Consider the following 14,429-nt stretch of genomic DNA (forward strand, 5'->3'; position numbering starts at 1 on the left):
AAAGCAGTTGGAAATACAGATGCGCTGTGCGTGGTCCGTCACCCGAATGTCAGACCGCCGCCTCCGCGGGAGGGCACCTCGCCCCGGGGTCTCGATACGTCCTCGGCTAGCGCCTCGGACTACTCGACCACCCTAAAGAGGAGGCCACCTTGGGAAGCGACCACCCGCACGAGAGCCCCCAGAGAGGGACCCCGGCGGCGCACTCTTGGGGCAACCAACCCGAGGAAGCTCCCAGAGCCGGCGGCGGTCTGACACTTTGCCGCCGCGTACCCACCCTTGCGCCCTCAGCAGTGCCGTGGGCGTAGTTGGTGTCGCCATGCACGCGACGCGCTATCAAATTCTCAAAGAACGAGAAGCAACCCCTGAGGGCCACTCCAATCGATCATGTGTTCTATGATACACCTCACATTCAACTAGGACAAGGGGTCGCCGCGACCTATAGCCAGCAAAGAGGCGCGGGGGGCGATCCTGATCGCCCCCCGCGCCTCTATTCGTCGTCTTGCGCTGCCTGCTACGGACTGCGTCCGCCCTCCCGCAACGCGGCGATCCTCGACCGGTACTCGGCCTCGTCGATCTCGCCAGAGGCGAGGCGTCGGTCGAGAATCGCTCGCGGATCGTCGTCGAGGCGCCGTCGCGGGGTCAGTCGCACAATCGCCCAGACCACGACTCCGATCACCACCAGCCAGAACAGCACCATGGAGGTCATCATCGCCCATCCGGCATCACCGCCGTACCATCCCATCATCGCTGGGCCTCCTTTCCCCGCACTGCCAGCGTGGCACAGGGACTCCGCACGCTGACCAGGGTTTTCGATGAAGGTTCGATGAAGTGTCCAGCGTCGGGTCAGACGGGTTCGCGCATCACCCCGAAGCGTCGTACCGCCGGGGCGACTCGCACACGTCCATCACGCGATCGCCGGTCCTGCTGAACCCGACGACGGTGTCGGCCCACGAGCAGTCCGGGCCGAGGAGCTCGAAATCGTCGGCGCATGTGCGTGAGCCTGCCGATTTCCGACTGACGCCGCGCTACCGTGGACGCATGTCGCGTCCACGCGTGTTGCAGATCGGCATGGATCCTGCCGTGATCGACTTCTCGCCGTGGCCCGGTCAGAGCGCCGACCGGCTCCAGGCCCGGATCGATGCTGCCGCCGCGGACCTGAGCGACGCCGGCTTCGACGTCACCGTCTGCCTACTGCCCGACGACCCGGATGCCGCCGAAAACAACGTGCGCCTGTTGCTCGCGGGTAAGGCGTTCGACGTCGTCGAGATCGGTTCCGGGCTCCGCACCTCCCACGACTACACGCCCGTGTTCGAACGGGCGCTCAACACGGTGGTGGCGCTGTTGCCCGGCACCCCGCTGTGCTTCAACGATTCGCCCGAGACCACGCTCGAAGCGGTGAACCGGGTGCACGGTCGACGCTGGGCGTCGAACCCGCGTCCGCCGCTCGCCTGACGGACCGGGCATACCCGACTGCGGACGCCCCGCCATGCCCCTCGGCGGAGTCAGTCGATCGCCGCCTGGATCTCCCGGATCGTCGAGCCGAGGATTCCGCGGGCCAGGAGTCCGGGTCCGAGCGGCCCCGAACTGTCTTTCCCGAGCGGCGGCAGCAGCCGGAGCGCCTCCTTCTCCGCATCGGTCAATTGCGCGATCTGCCAGGCGATCTCGTCGCAGACGCAGACGGGACGATCCGGGTTGGCAAGCGACACCGCTTTCACGGCATACGCTGCCGTCCCCAACGCGTGCGCGCCCATGTGCGCGACTGCCGAGGCCTGTGCGACGGCCCTCGCCGCGGCGGCACCGGCCGGGGTGGTCGCGGACTTGGCGGCCCGCACCGCGATCATCCGCTTTCCGATCTCGGTGGCGGCGTCGCTCTCCCCCGCCCCGTACGCCCGGGCACGGGCCAGTGCATCGCGCACTTGCCCGACTGCCTCGTCGTCGGCGTCGAACAGCGTCACCACTCGCTGCGCGCACGCCGCCGACCATCGTGCGAGCGTGCGTCGGTCGGCGTCGCTGAGCGCCTGAATCGAGACCACCCGAGGATCGTCCCACACACCTACGACAGAGCCGGCGAGTCGCCGCGGTCGAAGCGCGTGGGACATTGACACCGTGAGACGATGACCCCATGCCGATGCCGTCGCCGCTGCCCGTCCGAAACGGCGTCGGCGCGACCCGGCTGCGAGTGCCCGAGGCCGGACCGTGGACCACGATCGCCGACTATCTCATCACCCGCTTCGATCACATCGGGGCCGATGAGCTGTACCGGCGAATCGACGCGGGCACCATCGTCGGCGCCGACGGCACCCGACTCGACCGGAACACACCCCTCGGGAACCACCTCTTCATCTGGTACTACCGGGAACTGGCGCACGAGGAGCCGCTGCCGGTCCAGGAGGAGATCCTGCACGTCGACGACGACCTCGTCGTCATCGACAAGCCGCACTTCCTCCCGACCACACCGGGCGGGCGCTTCCTGCGCGAATCGGCGCTGGTCCGACTGCGCATCCGGCTCGACAACCCCGATCTGACGCCGATTCACCGACTCGATCGCGCGACGGCCGGACTGGTGATGTTCTCCGCTCGCCCCGCCACCCGCGGCGCCTTCCAGTCGTTGTTCGAGAAGCGCCGCGTCACCAAGGTCTACGAAGCCGTCTCGGCTGCGCCCGCCGAGTGGAACCCGCAGGAGCCCGCACTCGCCGGCCGACCGCTGCCCCTCGTCTATCGCACCCACATCCAGGCCCACCGCGGCCGTCTGCGGGTCGACGTCGACGACTCCCGCGAGCCGAACTCCGAGACGTCGATCGAACTCCGCGCCGCCGGCCTGAGCCCTGCCGGACGCCGGGTGCTGCACACGACACTGACCCCGCACACCGGCCGCATGCACCAGCTGCGTGTGCACCTGGCCGCGCTCGGCGCAGGCATCCTCGGTGACACCTGGTACCCGGACCTGCTGCCCGAGCGGCCCGACGACCACACGCTGCCGCTGCAACTGCTCGCGCGTGAACTGCAGTTCACCGACCCGCTGTCGGAGGCGCCGCGCCGCTTTCGGACGCGTCGCACCCTCAGCGAGGCACCGGTCGGCGACATCTGACGCGCGAGGATCACCAGCGATTGTGCACATGCTCGGCGAACCCGACGAGCTCGTCGAACTCGATGACCTCGCTGCCGGTGTCGTAGCGCCCCGACCACGTCCCGAAGCACTGGTCGGTGGCCCCGGACAGCAGCCCCAGGTCCGTCCGCGTCCGCTTGTCGTGGAAGGGAACCAGCTCGGCGTCCAGGCCGCCGCCGCAGACCCGCCACGGAGCGAGGAAGTCGTCGACGGAGTACGTCCAGGTCAGCTCATCCCCGATCTTGTGCAGGCGACCGTCGACCACGACGGCGTTCTCGGTCATCCCGGTCCCGGCCGTCCACTTGCCGCCGACCTGCAGCCCGACGACCCGCCCGCGCGAGGTCCCGGATCCGGCACCCCAGTTCCAGGTGATGTCGTACGGCCAGCGACCGCGCCCGTGGTCGAGCACCGCCCAGCTCCGACCGGCGGCGACCGGGTGCTCGACGCCGTCGACGGTCACCGATCCCGAGGCGGGCAGGGCGACGTCTTTGACCGTGTACTGGAAGCGGGTGTCGCTCCACGGCACCACGACCGCCAGGCATTCGTGACCTGCCGGCCGAGCGACGACGATGTCGAGGCGGGCATCGGGGATCTCGGCACGCAATCTGGTGCCGCCGTCGTCGGACGTCTCGATGTCGATGGCGAGTTCCTTGGCGCGAGCGCTGACCGGACCTGCGCCGAACGATCCGGGCAGTTCCACCCCGCGCGGGGGCACGACGGTGGTCGCCCGGCCGGTCTCGATTCGGGTGGCGCGGTCGAAGATCCAGACCTCATGCACGGCCGCGTAGTCGATCGAGGACACGGTGATCCCCACGATGTGCGTGGGCGTGATGACGTTCCAGTACTCCCATCTCTTGTTGCGTCCGCGTCCGCGCAGGCCGCGACCGATTCCGGCGGTGTCGACCAGCGGTGACCGGGCGAAACCGACCGCCGATCGGTTCAGCTTGCCGGTCGGCCCCGTCAGCGAGACCGGCTCGAGGAGTTCGGGTTCGCGGGATGTCGGTGTCGGTCCCCCGCCGCTGCCTGCCCTGTTCGCCATGCCGGTCAGCCTACGGTCGGACCGCCCGAATCCGGCACGTTCTGTGTTCGCCACCGACCGGCGTTGGCCATCGGGTGGGCGCTGCGACGACAATGAACAGCCATGGACGATCTTCTCGTGCCGCCGGGGCCGGGCGCCCCGCACGGCCTGCGCGTACCCGGATCGGAGTTGATCGAACTGTTCTCCCGATCCTCCGGCCCGGGCGGGCAGGGAGTGAACACCACCGACTCCCGCGTGCAGCTCGGCCTCGACCTCGCGACGACGACGGCGCTGACCGACGCCCAGCGCCACCGCGTCCTCCAGGTGCTCGCGGCACGGCTCGACGGAAGCGTCTTGACGGTGACGGCATCGGCGGAACGCGCCCAGCTCCGCAATCGCGCTGCAGCGCGACGACGACTCGCCGACCTGCTGCGCGAGGCCCTGGCCCCGCCTGTTCCCCGGCGACCCACACGTCCGACGAGGGGCTCCCAGCGTCGTCGGCTCGACGCCAAGACCAGGCGCGGCGTCGTCAAGCAGAACCGCCGACGACCGACCGCTGACTAGTGTCGGGTTCGGCGTCCCGGGATGAGACGAGCAGAGTTGAGGATGAACGCCGTCTCGCTGCCGACGTGGATGAGGGCGGCCCAGATCGGAGGGAGCAGCCCGGCCGCAGCCAGCCCCATGCCGATGAGGTCGACGAGAATCGTGCCGACGAAGTTGAACATCACGATCCGCCGAGCGCTGCGGGCGACGTGCAGCGTGTGTGCCAGATCGTTCAGGTCGGAGCTGATGAGCACGACGTCGGAGGCTTCTCGGGCGATGTCGGTGCCCGATCCCATCGCGATGCCGACCTGGGCGCGTGCGAGTGCCGGAGCGTCGTTGACACCGTCGCCGACCATCGCGAGGCGCCGCCCGGCCGCACGCTCGGCGTCGATCGCGGCGAGCTTCTCGTCGGGCAGCAGTCCGGCCCGCACTTCGTCGATGCCGACCTCGGCCGCGACGGCCCGCGCGGTGACATCCTGGTCGCCGGTGATCATCATCGTCCGCAGGCCCGCGCAGTGCACCACGGCGACGGCGCTTCGTGCGCTCTCCCGGATCGCATCCGCGAGGAGCACGGTTCCGGCATACGAGCCGCCGACGCTGACATGGACCGCGGTCGCCGTTCCCTGATCCGCCTGCAGTTCGGGCGCGTCGGGGACGAGTGCACGGTTGCCTGCGGCGACCGCCTTGCCCGCGACCGTTGCGGTGACGCCTCGTCCGGGCAGGTAGGCGAAGTCCTCACAGGGCGTCGCCGGCAGACCCCGATCGCGGGCGTGGGCGACGATCGCCCGGCCGAGGGGATGCTCGGAGTACGCCTCCGCCGCGGCGACGAGCGCCAGCAGGGCGTCCGGATCGAGATCACCCGCGGTCGTCACATCGACCACGGCCGGCTCGCCGGTCGTCAGGGTGCCGGTCTTGTCGAACACCACCGTGTCCACCGTGGAGAGGACCTCCAGGTGAGTGCCGTCTTTGACGAACGCACCGGAGCGGGCGACCCGTGCGATGGCGGCGAGCACCGCGAGCGGGGTGCCGGCCGCGACGCCGCACGCACCAGCGACGACCACGACCGAGATCGTCGCGGTGAGGTCCCGCGTCACGAGGTAGGTGAGCGCCGCACCGATGAGCGCGAGATAGACGAGCCAGGCCGCCAGTCGGTCGGCCAGCCGCTGCACCGGCGGCTCGGAAGCCTGTGCTTGCTGCACGGCGGCGATGATCCGGCCGTACGAGGAGTCGGCGCCGACCCGTTCGGCGCGGACCTCGACCGCCCCGATCTGGTTGATCGATCCCGCGAAGACCTCGTCGCCCACCGCGATGTCGACCGGCAGCGGCTCCCCGGTGATGCGGGACTGATCGGCGGTCGACCGGCCGGCGACGACCGTGCCGTCGACCGGGATCCGCCCGCCCGGCCCGACCACGATCACCTCGCCTTCGACCACGTCAGACAGCGCCACGGTCGCCACCTCACCGCCGCGTCGCACCTGGACGGACTCGGGCAGGAACGACATGAGGTCGGTCAGCGCGTCGCGGCCGCGGTCCATCGAGAGGTCTTCGAGGATCTCGGCGGCGAGAACGAATGCGGTGATGATCAGCGAGGTCGTCCACTGGCCGATCGCCGCGGCTGCAGCGATCGCGATGAGCATCGACAGTTCCATGCTCATCCGCCGGTGGCGGAGGTCCTCGAAGGCCTCGCGGCCGATCGGCCAGCAGCCCACGACGATGCCGACCACCGCCAACAACGGGACTTGGGGCCACGGCCAGGTCAGGCCCAGGCCCACCGCGGCGGCGCAGGCGGCCACGAACGCCGTGCGGGCCAGGTCGATCCTGTCGATGCGCGCCCACCATGCGCCTGGCCCGGCGGATGAGACCAGATCACGATCGTGCTGGTCGGAATGAGTCCGAGTGATCGTCATAGGACTGCTCTTTCCACGCATGGCGGTCACGCACGGTTCCGCGCGACTCGAGAACCTGATCATACATGAAGAGATGTTCATGTATAGTCGCGCTGAGTACGGTGAGAGCCATGGGACACGAGGTGCGGGGTGAGGTGCGTCCAGCCGAGTTGGACGCGGCGACCGCGAAGACGGTCGCCGAAACCCTGCAGGCACTGACTGCGCCCAGCCGGCTGCTGATCCTCGGTCGACTCCGCCACGGCCCGGCCTCGGTGGGCGAGCTCGTCGATGCGACCGGCATGACGCAGTCAGCGGTCTCCCACCAGTTGCGGCTGCTGCGTCACCTCGGACTCGTCGAGGGCGACCGTCAGGGCCGCAGCATCACCTACAGCCTCTACGACAACCACGTCGCCGAGCTGCTCGACCAGGCGGTCTACCACACCGAGCACCTGCGACTGAGCCAACGAGACGCTCCCGCCTGAGCGGACGGTCTCCGACCCCGGCCATCAAGGCGTCGACGCCGAGCTCACCGCCCCAGTAAGGTGGTCGTGATGAAGACCAGTCAGGCCTCACTCGGCCGCTCCCGGAACGGCAAACTGGTCGTTCCCTGATTCGCGCACCTCCCTGCGTGGGTGACCTCGAAAACACCCACGAGACCACAGGGAGAACCATGACAGCACACTTCAATCACACGATCATCGCGTCCGTCGACCCGGCGGAGATGGCACAGTTCTATCGCGACCTGCTCGAAGCGACCGACGCCCCGGCCTGGGGACCGTTCGTCAACGTCCAGATCGGCGACGGCGTACTCCTTCAGTTCGCGACCCCGCCGACGAGCTTTCCACCGCAGCACTACGCCTACCTGGTCGACGATGCTCACTTCGATCGTGCATATGCGCGGATCAGAGCAAGCGAACGAGACCACTGGGCCGATCCCCAGCGTTCGCGCGCCGACGAGATCAACCACGAGCACGGCGGCCGAGGGGTATACCTCCTCGATCCCTCGGGGCACCACCTCGAGCTGATCACCCGACCCTATCTGTGACCCCTGACAGGAGTGCCCCGGTCTCCAGCACGGAGACCGGGGCGGTCGCCGCGTCGATGCTCGCACGTTGAATCGGAGTTCCGGCTGCGAGCTTGTTCTGGGTGATCCCGAAGCCCTCGATGAAGTCCTCCATCAGGATCTCTCAGGCCCACGTGTCGGTGCTCGGTGACAACGCGGTCCGCCTGCCAACCTTGCCGCTTGAAGCATGCACTTCTCGGCCTTCACCGCCAGCGTGCCAGGTGATCATCGGCGGAACGTTCAAGCCGGAGCAGGGCTCACGGCGTCCGCAAGGGGATGATCGAATCAACCTGGTCGGCCACACGGTCCTCAGCCAGGTCCAGGTCGTAGCGCGTCTGGAGATTGAGCCAAAACTGCGCGGAAGTCCCGAAGTACTTCCCGAGCCGCAGCCCCGTGTCCGCCGTGATCGCGCGCTTGCCGTGGGTGAAGCAGTTGCTCGACCAAGACTGGTACTTCGAGGAGCTCAGCGCACGCAACCGCGACCAGCAGAGCGCACTGTGGACCGCCGTCATACCCTATCCCCCGCGCTGATCCTGCGACGCGCCCAACGACCGGGAACACTCAGTCGTCGATGGATACCCGCGGTATCAGAATGGGAGAATCGCGTCATGAACATCGACCGCGTCGTCCCCAATCTTTCGGTCACGGACCTCCGCCGCTCCGTCGACGAGCACGTAGCGGCCCTCGGGCTCAAGGTGGTGATGGACCACGGCTGGATCGTCACACTGGCCGATGCGGAGGGGCATCAGTTGAGCTTGCTCACCGCGGATGCGACGGCCCCGGAGAACCCCGGCGTCTCCGTCTTCGTCGATGACGTCCAGGCCGCATACGAGCGCGTTGCGGCAGCGGGTTTGGAGATCGTTCACCCTCTCACAGCCGAGGAGTGGGGCGTCACCCGGTTCTTCTACCGCGACGCGTCCGGCAATGTGATCAACGTCGGCACGCATTCTCAGTGAGCTGCGCCCGTCACACGTTGAACCGGAACTCCACCGAATTCGGCACGTAGGACCATCTGCGTCAGGGCCGGTAGACGTCGCGCCTGTTACCCGCCACGACGACCATGACAAGGAGTTCGTCATCGTGGATCTCGTAGATGACTCGCCAGTTCCCCGTGCGAACGCGCCAGGCGTCACGGCCAGTGAGCTTCTTCGACGCCGGCGGCCGAGGCTCGTCAGCCAGCAGGGCAAGTACGGCGCTGATTCGCTCCTGACCGTCACGCGGGAGCTTGCCGATCTGACGCCGCGCGGCGGACGCGATTCGAACCGTATAGGTCACAGACCGAGCTCGCGACGGAGCTCATCGAGCGTGACGCTCTCTCCGCCTTCGGCCTTCGCCGCGTCATAGGCCGCAATGTCCTCGAGTTCCTCGGCCGCTTCCATCAGCCGATCGAGGGTGTCCGCATCCACGATCGCGCCCACCCGCCGATTGTGACGAGTGAGGTATACAGGCTCGCTGTGCGCCCGGTCGATGAGCCGACCGAGCTGATCGCGTGCCTTGGTTGCGGTGATCTCCATAGCTCAAGAATACCCTAAAATGTACATTCTCGTGAGGTCGGAGACATCACATCTGCCATCACGCTTCTTCGTGCACGGCTTCTGGTCGACCCAGGGAGCCAGCGCGCGCTCACACGTTAAACCGCGACTCCACCACGTCGCCGCACGTAGGGCCATTTGGCGTAGACGGTCAGTTCCGCAGGTCACCCCTCGAGTTCGATGACCGCAGCGCTTCGGCAAGCGGCGGGAGATGAGTCTCCACGACATCGCGGACGATGTCCACGTCGACTCCGAAGTACTGGTGGACGAGAATATTGCGGAAGCCCCGGATCTGCGGCCAAGGAATCTCAGGGTGCGCACCGGTGATCTCCTCGGGAAGATGCTGCACCGCTTCGCCGACGATCTGCAGGTTGCGTTCGATCGCGTCCTCTGCCATCTCCACAATGTCCGCGTCCCTATCCAGAGCAGCAACATAGCGCCGGCACCGCTCGATGGCCTCCAGAGCATCAGCGATGCGCTGAGTAGGGTTGCGACTCACAATGCGACCGCGTCGGCGAGCACTGAGGCCGATACCGGCCGCTTGAGCAGTTGGACGGGAAACACGTCGATGTCGTCGCGGCCGAACAGTGCTCTGGTCTCCTCCATCAGTCCGGAGGCCCGCATCAGGAGATTCCCGTCGGCGGGGTCCATCTCGACAAGGATGTCGATGTCCGACCCCGGACACGCGGTGCCACGCGCAACGGATCCGAACAACTTTGGGTTGGTCGCGCCGTACCGATCGAGGAGCACCTGGAATTTGTCACGACGTGCGTCAATGAGCTCGCGCAGGGCGAGCGTCTCAGGCGTCATGATGGTCTCAGGCATGCTCTCAGGATACCGGCCACGGCACGTCTTCGACATCGGCGGCTACACGTTGAAGCGGAACTCCACCACGTCGCCGTCGACCATCACGTACTCCTTGCCCTCCATGCGCACCTTGCCCGCAGCCTTGGCCGCGTTCATCGAACCGTGCTCGTCGAGGTCGGTGAAGGAGACGATCTCGGCCTTGATGAAGCCCTTCTCGAAGTCTGTGTGGATGACGCCGGCCGCCTTGGGTGCGGTGTCGCCGCGGCGGATGGTCCAGGCGCGGGCCTCCTTGGGGCCTGCGGTCAGGTAGGTCTGCAGGCCGAGGGTGTGGAAGCCGGCGCGGGCCAGCTGGCGCAGGCCGGGCTCGTCCTGGCCGATCGAGTCGAGCAGTTCCTGGGCGTCCTCCTCCTCGAGTTCGAGGAGTTCACTCTCCACCTTGGCGTCGAGGAAGACGCAGTCGGCGGGAGCGACGGCGTCGCGCAGTTCCTGCTTGCGCGCGTCGTCGGTGAGGACCGACTCGTCGGCGTTGAAGACGTAGAGGAAGGGCTTGGCGGTCAGCAGGTGCAGTTCGCGCACCGATGCGAGATCGAAGGAGTCCTTGGCCGAGAACAGCGTCTTGCCGTCGCTCAGGATCGCCTCGGCACCCTTGGCGGCGTTGAGGACCTCGACCTGGTCCTTGTTCTTCTTCGCCTCCTTCTCCAGACGCGGAATCGCCTTCTCCAGGGTCTGGATGTCGGCGAGGATCAGCTCGGTCTCGATCACCTCGATGTCGGCGCGGGGGTCGACGCGACCGTCGACGTGCACGACGTCGTCGTCGGCGAAGACGCGGACCACCTGGCAGATGGCGTCGGCCTCGCGGATGTTCGCGAGGAACTGGTTGCCCATCCCCTCGCCCACGGACGCGCCCTTGACGATGCCCGCGATGTCGACGAACGAGACCACGGCAGGCAGGATACGTTCGCTGCCGAAGATCTCGGCGAGACGATCGAGCCTCGCGTCGGGCAGTTCGACGACGCCGACGTTCGGCTCGATCGTCGCGAACGGGTAGTTCGCGGCGAGCACGTCGTTACGGGTCAAGGCGTTGAAGAGCGTCGACTTTCCGACGTTGGGCAGACCGACGATTCCAAGGGTAAGACTCACGGGTGGTCAGTCTATCTGCGAAGCCGCAGCAGACCTACCCGACCCGCGCCGACGACGCTTCCGGTCGCGTTCGGCCTCCCGCGCCGCCTCGTCCTCGGCTTCGATCTCCTCGCCCGCCGCGATCCCGATCTGCTCGAGGATGTACCGCAGCGCGACGGCCAGGCAGGACGCCGCCGGGACGGCGAGGAAGGCACCGGTGATGCCGAACATGGTGCCGCCGAGGGTGACCGACAGCAGCACGATGACCGCGTGGAGGTTCATCGACTTGGCCTGCAGCCACGGCTGCAGCACGTTGCCCTCCAACTGCTGCACCACCAGGATGATGCCGAGGACGATGAGCGCGGTGGTCAGGCCGTTCGAGACGAGGGCGATCAGCACCGCAAGGGCGCCGGCGACGAAGGCACCGACGATCGGGATGAAGCCGCCCAGGAACGTGATCACGATCAGGACTCCGGCGAGGGGGACGTCGAGCACGATCAGCCCGATGCCGATGAGTGAGGCGTCGACGAAGCTGACCAGCGCCTGGGTCCGGATGAAGCCGCCCAGGGTGTCCCACATCCGGCGCAGGATCTCGTTGACGTGGACCGCGCCACCCTCGCCCATCGTCCGGCTGAGCCACGGCAGGAACTTGGGCCCGTCCTTGACGAAGAAGAACACCAGGACGACAGTGGTGAACAAGGTGATCAGCGCCGAGGTGGCCACCCCGACACCGCTGAACACGCCGCTGGCGATGGTGCTCGCGCTCTTCTGCAGCTTCGTGGTGATCTCGGTGACCAACGAGCTGATCTGCTCGTCGCCGATGTTGAGCGGCGGCCCCTGAATCCAGTCCTGGACCTTGCGGACGCCGTCGACCGCCCGATCGGCCAACTGCGGCGCCTGGTCGACCACCGACGGCACGATGAGACCGATCACCCCGCCGATCACGGCGACCGCGGCGAGGAGCACGACGATCGTCGCCGCCGCCGCAGGCACACCGCGCGCTCGCAGCCAGCGCACCGGCGGCCACAGCACGGTCGCCACCACGATGCCGAGGAGCACCGGAAGCAGGATCACCCACAGCTTGCCCAGCACCAGCATCAGCACGTAGAGGAACAGGATCACCAACAACATCTGCAGGCAGATGACCGACGTCGACCGCAGGCCGGTCCGGAAGACGCGCCCCCGAGTCGGGTAGGGCCGACCCGTCAGCGGGTGCCGGAACCGTGCACCGCCCGCCTCAGCCGACGACGCATCCGCGGACGCCGACTCCTCGTCGGCGGGATCCTCGACAGCGGGGTTCTCGACAGCGGAGTTCTCGGTGCCGGGCGACGTTTCGTCTGTTTCCTCACTCACGCGCCAATCTTCACACATGGTTCGGACATCCGCCGCGATGCCACGCGCACCGACGACGACGCGTCTCACCTGGGGATGAGCGAGGGAACCGATCCGCGGCGGTGCGCGTCCAATTCAATGAGCGCCGATACGCGGGGACGCGGGTACGCACTCATCGCGATCGACCGACTTCCAGGGGGACCACATGACCGATCACAACGCACCGACGCTCGGCTGGGCGACCACGACCACCGCGGACGGCCCGTTCACCGCGCTGTTCGACGACGACTTCGTCGTCTACGCCTCCGGATGGACCGACTCGCCGGAGTACCTCGACGATCTGATCGCTCCCGGGCTGCGCGACGGCGGCCTCGCCGAACGGCCCGGCGGACCCGTCCTCGAAGCGGTGACCGCCTTCTACGACGGCGACTTCACGCCGTCCGCGCGGGTCCGGGTCCGGCAGGAGGCCGGGCCGTTCATCGAAGCGTCGTGGGAGGCGCTGCGGCGGGTCCCGGCCGGGCGCACCGTGACCTACGGCGTGCTCGCCGAGCACGCCGGCCGACCGGCAGCGGTCCGGGCCGCCGCACAGTGCTGCGTCCGCAATGCCGCGGCCCTGTTCGTGCCGTGCCACCGTGTGCTGCGCTGGAACGGCGGTCTCGGCGGCTACCGCTACGGCGTCGATCTCAAGGCCTCCCTCCTGCAACGGGAGGCGGCGAGCGCGGTCGGCGCCGAACGACCGAACGACTCGACTCGGGTCGCCGACGGACTCGACGGCACCGACGACGCCGTGAGATCCATATCACCGCGCTGAGAGTTTTCAGCTAACTCACGGTTTCGGATCCATGAGTTCGGCGCGGCACCCGGTACCGTTTAGATGTGTTGTCACGATTGCTTGCCGGCCCCGCCGTGCCCGCCGACGAGCGGTCAGTCCTGCCGACCGTCCGGGGTGTGCCCTGGTGGGGAGCCGTCCTGATCGCCGTCGGAGTCACCACCGTCGGCGCCCTGATCGACGCCGACGCACCGTCCCCGCTGGGGCGCGCCTTCAAGGTCTGCTACCTCCTCGGATGCCTGCTCGCGGCGCTGCTGGTACGCCAGCGCGCACTGTTCACCGCTGCCGCCCAGCCGCCACTGGTCGCCTTCGTGGTCGGCGTGGTGACGCTGTACACGGTGAACTCCAGCAGCGCGCAGGGCATGCGCGCCGTCGTGCTGAAGGTGGTCCTCCCCATCGCGACCAGCTTCCCCTGGATTCTGCTCGCCTTCCTGATGACCCTGGGTGTCGTCCTCGCCCGGTGGTTCACCGCCCGCCCGAGCGGCCAGGCGCTCTTCGGGAAGAAGGCGCGGACGCAGTCGAGCGCCGCCCGGACACGGAATGCCAAGACCGGGGACGCGAAGACCGGAGAAGCGAAGACCGGGGGCGGCAAGAACGCGGAACGCAAGAAGACCGCCGCGGCGGCGCCCCGGACTGGGGCGCGGTCCGGCTCGGGGCGCCAGGCGGCAACTCGCTCGGCCACTGCGGCGGCGACCGACGGAACCCGATCCGCGACGCGGCCGGCGCGGGCGCAGTCCCGCACCAAGGCTGCCGACAGCGCAGCCGAACGGCCGGCCCGTCCGCGCCCGACCCGGCAAGCCGGCGCCGATCAGCCGCGGACTCGGCAGGCTCCGACCGGCCAGAGCACCACCCATCAGAGCGCAGCCGGCCAGAGCACCAACCGTCAGAACACGGGTGGTCAGAACACGTCCCGCCAGGCGTCGGACCCGGTGCGGCGCCCCGCCCGGCCCCGCACCCAGACCCCGCACGATCAGCCGGTCCAGTCGGCCCGGCCCACCGCCCCGGCGGCCCGCCAGGCACAACCGCGACCGGCCGGCCCGCCGGCGAGCACCGCCGCCGCAGCTCCGCGTCGGCGTGCGACCCCGCAGACCATTCCCGCCCGCGACACCGGGGCCCGGCCGCGGCGAACCGCGGGCCAGGTCCGCGACAAGGGCGCGATCGAAGACCTCACGGCCGGCGCCGACGAACGCTGAG

The 14,429-nt window shown here is 68.3% G+C and carries 19 protein-coding genes; 8 read left to right on the forward strand and 11 right to left on the reverse strand.

Going from position 1 to position 14,429, the window contains the following annotated elements; genetic code table 11:
* Positions 1–511: 511 nt before the first annotated feature.
* Positions 512–745 carry an SHOCT domain-containing protein gene (locus AAFO60_RS08060; RefSeq protein WP_347955655.1) on the reverse strand — a complete coding sequence of 78 codons (234 nt, stop codon included), beginning with the start codon at positions 743–745 and terminating at the stop codon, positions 512–514.
* Positions 746–1,038: 293 nt separating this feature from the next.
* On the opposite strand from AAFO60_RS08060, the gene AAFO60_RS08065 reads away from it, so the two are divergent.
* Positions 1,039–1,452: a hypothetical protein gene (locus AAFO60_RS08065; protein WP_347955656.1), complete on the forward strand. Its 414-nt coding sequence runs from the start codon at positions 1,039–1,041 to the stop codon at positions 1,450–1,452.
* Between the two features lie 50 nt (positions 1,453–1,502).
* Here AAFO60_RS08065 and AAFO60_RS08070 read toward each other — a convergent pair whose 3' ends face one another.
* Positions 1,503–2,033 carry a putative immunity protein gene (locus AAFO60_RS08070; protein ID WP_347955657.1) on the reverse strand — a complete coding sequence of 177 codons (531 nt, stop codon included), beginning with the start codon at positions 2,031–2,033 and terminating at the stop codon, positions 1,503–1,505.
* A gap of 89 nt (positions 2,034–2,122) precedes the next feature.
* On the opposite strand from AAFO60_RS08070, the gene AAFO60_RS08075 reads away from it, so the two are divergent.
* Complete coding sequence (locus tag AAFO60_RS08075) at positions 2,123–3,088, forward strand: pseudouridine synthase (protein ID WP_347955658.1); 966 nt, start codon at positions 2,123–2,125, stop codon at positions 3,086–3,088.
* Positions 3,089–3,098: 10 nt separating this feature from the next.
* On the opposite strand, the gene AAFO60_RS08080 is transcribed toward AAFO60_RS08075, so the two are convergent.
* A complete protein-coding gene (locus tag AAFO60_RS08080) occupies positions 3,099–4,145 on the reverse strand; it encodes a DUF2804 domain-containing protein (RefSeq protein ID WP_347955659.1) in 1,047 nt (348 codons plus the stop codon).
* Between the two features lie 102 nt (positions 4,146–4,247).
* Here AAFO60_RS08080 and arfB point away from each other — a divergent pair, with 102 nt between their 5' ends.
* Entirely contained in the window at positions 4,248–4,688 is a 441-nt protein-coding gene (gene arfB / locus AAFO60_RS08085) for an alternative ribosome rescue aminoacyl-tRNA hydrolase ArfB (RefSeq protein ID WP_347955660.1), read from the forward strand.
* On the opposite strand, the gene AAFO60_RS08090 is transcribed toward arfB, so the two are convergent.
* Positions 4,685–6,574, reverse strand: a complete 1,890-nt coding sequence (locus AAFO60_RS08090) for a heavy metal translocating P-type ATPase (RefSeq protein WP_347955661.1) — start codon at positions 6,572–6,574, stop codon at positions 4,685–4,687. The genes arfB and AAFO60_RS08090 overlap by 4 nt on opposite strands.
* Positions 6,575–6,684: 110 nt before the next feature.
* Here AAFO60_RS08090 and AAFO60_RS08095 point away from each other — a divergent pair, with 110 nt between their 5' ends.
* Both AAFO60_RS08095 and AAFO60_RS08100 read left to right on the forward strand, forming a co-directional pair.
* Entirely contained in the window at positions 6,685–7,035 is a 351-nt protein-coding gene (locus AAFO60_RS08095; RefSeq protein ID WP_347955662.1) for an ArsR/SmtB family transcription factor, read from the forward strand.
* 188 nt (positions 7,036–7,223) lie between these two features.
* A complete protein-coding gene (locus AAFO60_RS08100; protein WP_347955663.1) occupies positions 7,224–7,598 on the forward strand; it encodes a VOC family protein in 375 nt (124 codons plus the stop codon).
* Between the two features lie 275 nt (positions 7,599–7,873).
* Here the strand turns inward: AAFO60_RS08100 and AAFO60_RS08105 are convergent, their stop codons facing one another.
* Entirely contained in the window at positions 7,874–8,128 is a 255-nt protein-coding gene (locus AAFO60_RS08105) for a HigA family addiction module antitoxin (protein ID WP_347955664.1), read from the reverse strand.
* Positions 8,129–8,224: 96 nt separating this feature from the next.
* Between AAFO60_RS08105 and AAFO60_RS08110 the strand changes: the two genes are divergently transcribed.
* Positions 8,225–8,572 carry a VOC family protein gene (locus tag AAFO60_RS08110; RefSeq protein ID WP_347955665.1) on the forward strand — a complete coding sequence of 116 codons (348 nt, stop codon included), beginning with the start codon at positions 8,225–8,227 and terminating at the stop codon, positions 8,570–8,572.
* Between the two features lie 61 nt (positions 8,573–8,633).
* Here AAFO60_RS08110 and AAFO60_RS08115 read toward each other — a convergent pair whose 3' ends face one another.
* The 6 genes from AAFO60_RS08115 to AAFO60_RS08140 form a co-directional block, all read right to left on the reverse strand.
* Positions 8,634–8,891: a type II toxin-antitoxin system RelE family toxin gene (locus AAFO60_RS08115; RefSeq protein ID WP_347955666.1), complete on the reverse strand. Its 258-nt coding sequence runs from the start codon at positions 8,889–8,891 to the stop codon at positions 8,634–8,636.
* Positions 8,888–9,130: a type II toxin-antitoxin system Phd/YefM family antitoxin gene (locus AAFO60_RS08120; RefSeq protein WP_347955668.1), complete on the reverse strand. Its 243-nt coding sequence runs from the start codon at positions 9,128–9,130 to the stop codon at positions 8,888–8,890. Before AAFO60_RS08120 ends, AAFO60_RS08115 begins: the two co-directional genes overlap by 4 nt.
* Positions 9,131–9,299: 169 nt before the next feature.
* Complete coding sequence (locus tag AAFO60_RS08125) at positions 9,300–9,647, reverse strand: HepT-like ribonuclease domain-containing protein (protein ID WP_347955669.1); 348 nt, start codon at positions 9,645–9,647, stop codon at positions 9,300–9,302.
* Positions 9,644–9,973 (reverse strand): nucleotidyltransferase family protein, encoded by a 330-nt coding sequence (locus AAFO60_RS08130; RefSeq protein ID WP_347955670.1) that lies wholly within the window; start codon positions 9,971–9,973, stop codon positions 9,644–9,646. The genes AAFO60_RS08125 and AAFO60_RS08130 overlap by 4 nt, the downstream gene beginning before the upstream one ends.
* 42 nt (positions 9,974–10,015) lie before the next feature.
* A complete protein-coding gene (ychF, locus tag AAFO60_RS08135; RefSeq protein WP_347955671.1) occupies positions 10,016–11,095 on the reverse strand; it encodes a redox-regulated ATPase YchF in 1,080 nt (359 codons plus the stop codon).
* A 6-nt stretch (positions 11,096–11,101) separates the two neighbouring features.
* Positions 11,102–12,445, reverse strand: coding sequence for an AI-2E family transporter (locus AAFO60_RS08140; RefSeq protein ID WP_424308243.1), 1,344 nt, complete (start codon positions 12,443–12,445; stop codon positions 11,102–11,104).
* Between the two features lie 166 nt (positions 12,446–12,611).
* On the opposite strand from AAFO60_RS08140, the gene AAFO60_RS08145 reads away from it, so the two are divergent.
* Positions 12,612–13,217: a methylated-DNA--[protein]-cysteine S-methyltransferase gene (locus AAFO60_RS08145; RefSeq protein ID WP_347955673.1), complete on the forward strand. Its 606-nt coding sequence runs from the start codon at positions 12,612–12,614 to the stop codon at positions 13,215–13,217.
* 65 nt (positions 13,218–13,282) lie between these two features.
* A complete protein-coding gene (locus tag AAFO60_RS08150; protein WP_347955674.1) occupies positions 13,283–14,428 on the forward strand; it encodes a DUF6542 domain-containing protein in 1,146 nt (381 codons plus the stop codon).
* Position 14,429: the final 1 nt, after the last annotated feature.

The sequence above is a fragment of the Gordonia aichiensis genome (genome assembly GCF_039946255.1).
GTDB lineage: Bacteria > Actinomycetota > Actinomycetes > Mycobacteriales > Mycobacteriaceae > Gordonia > Gordonia aichiensis_A.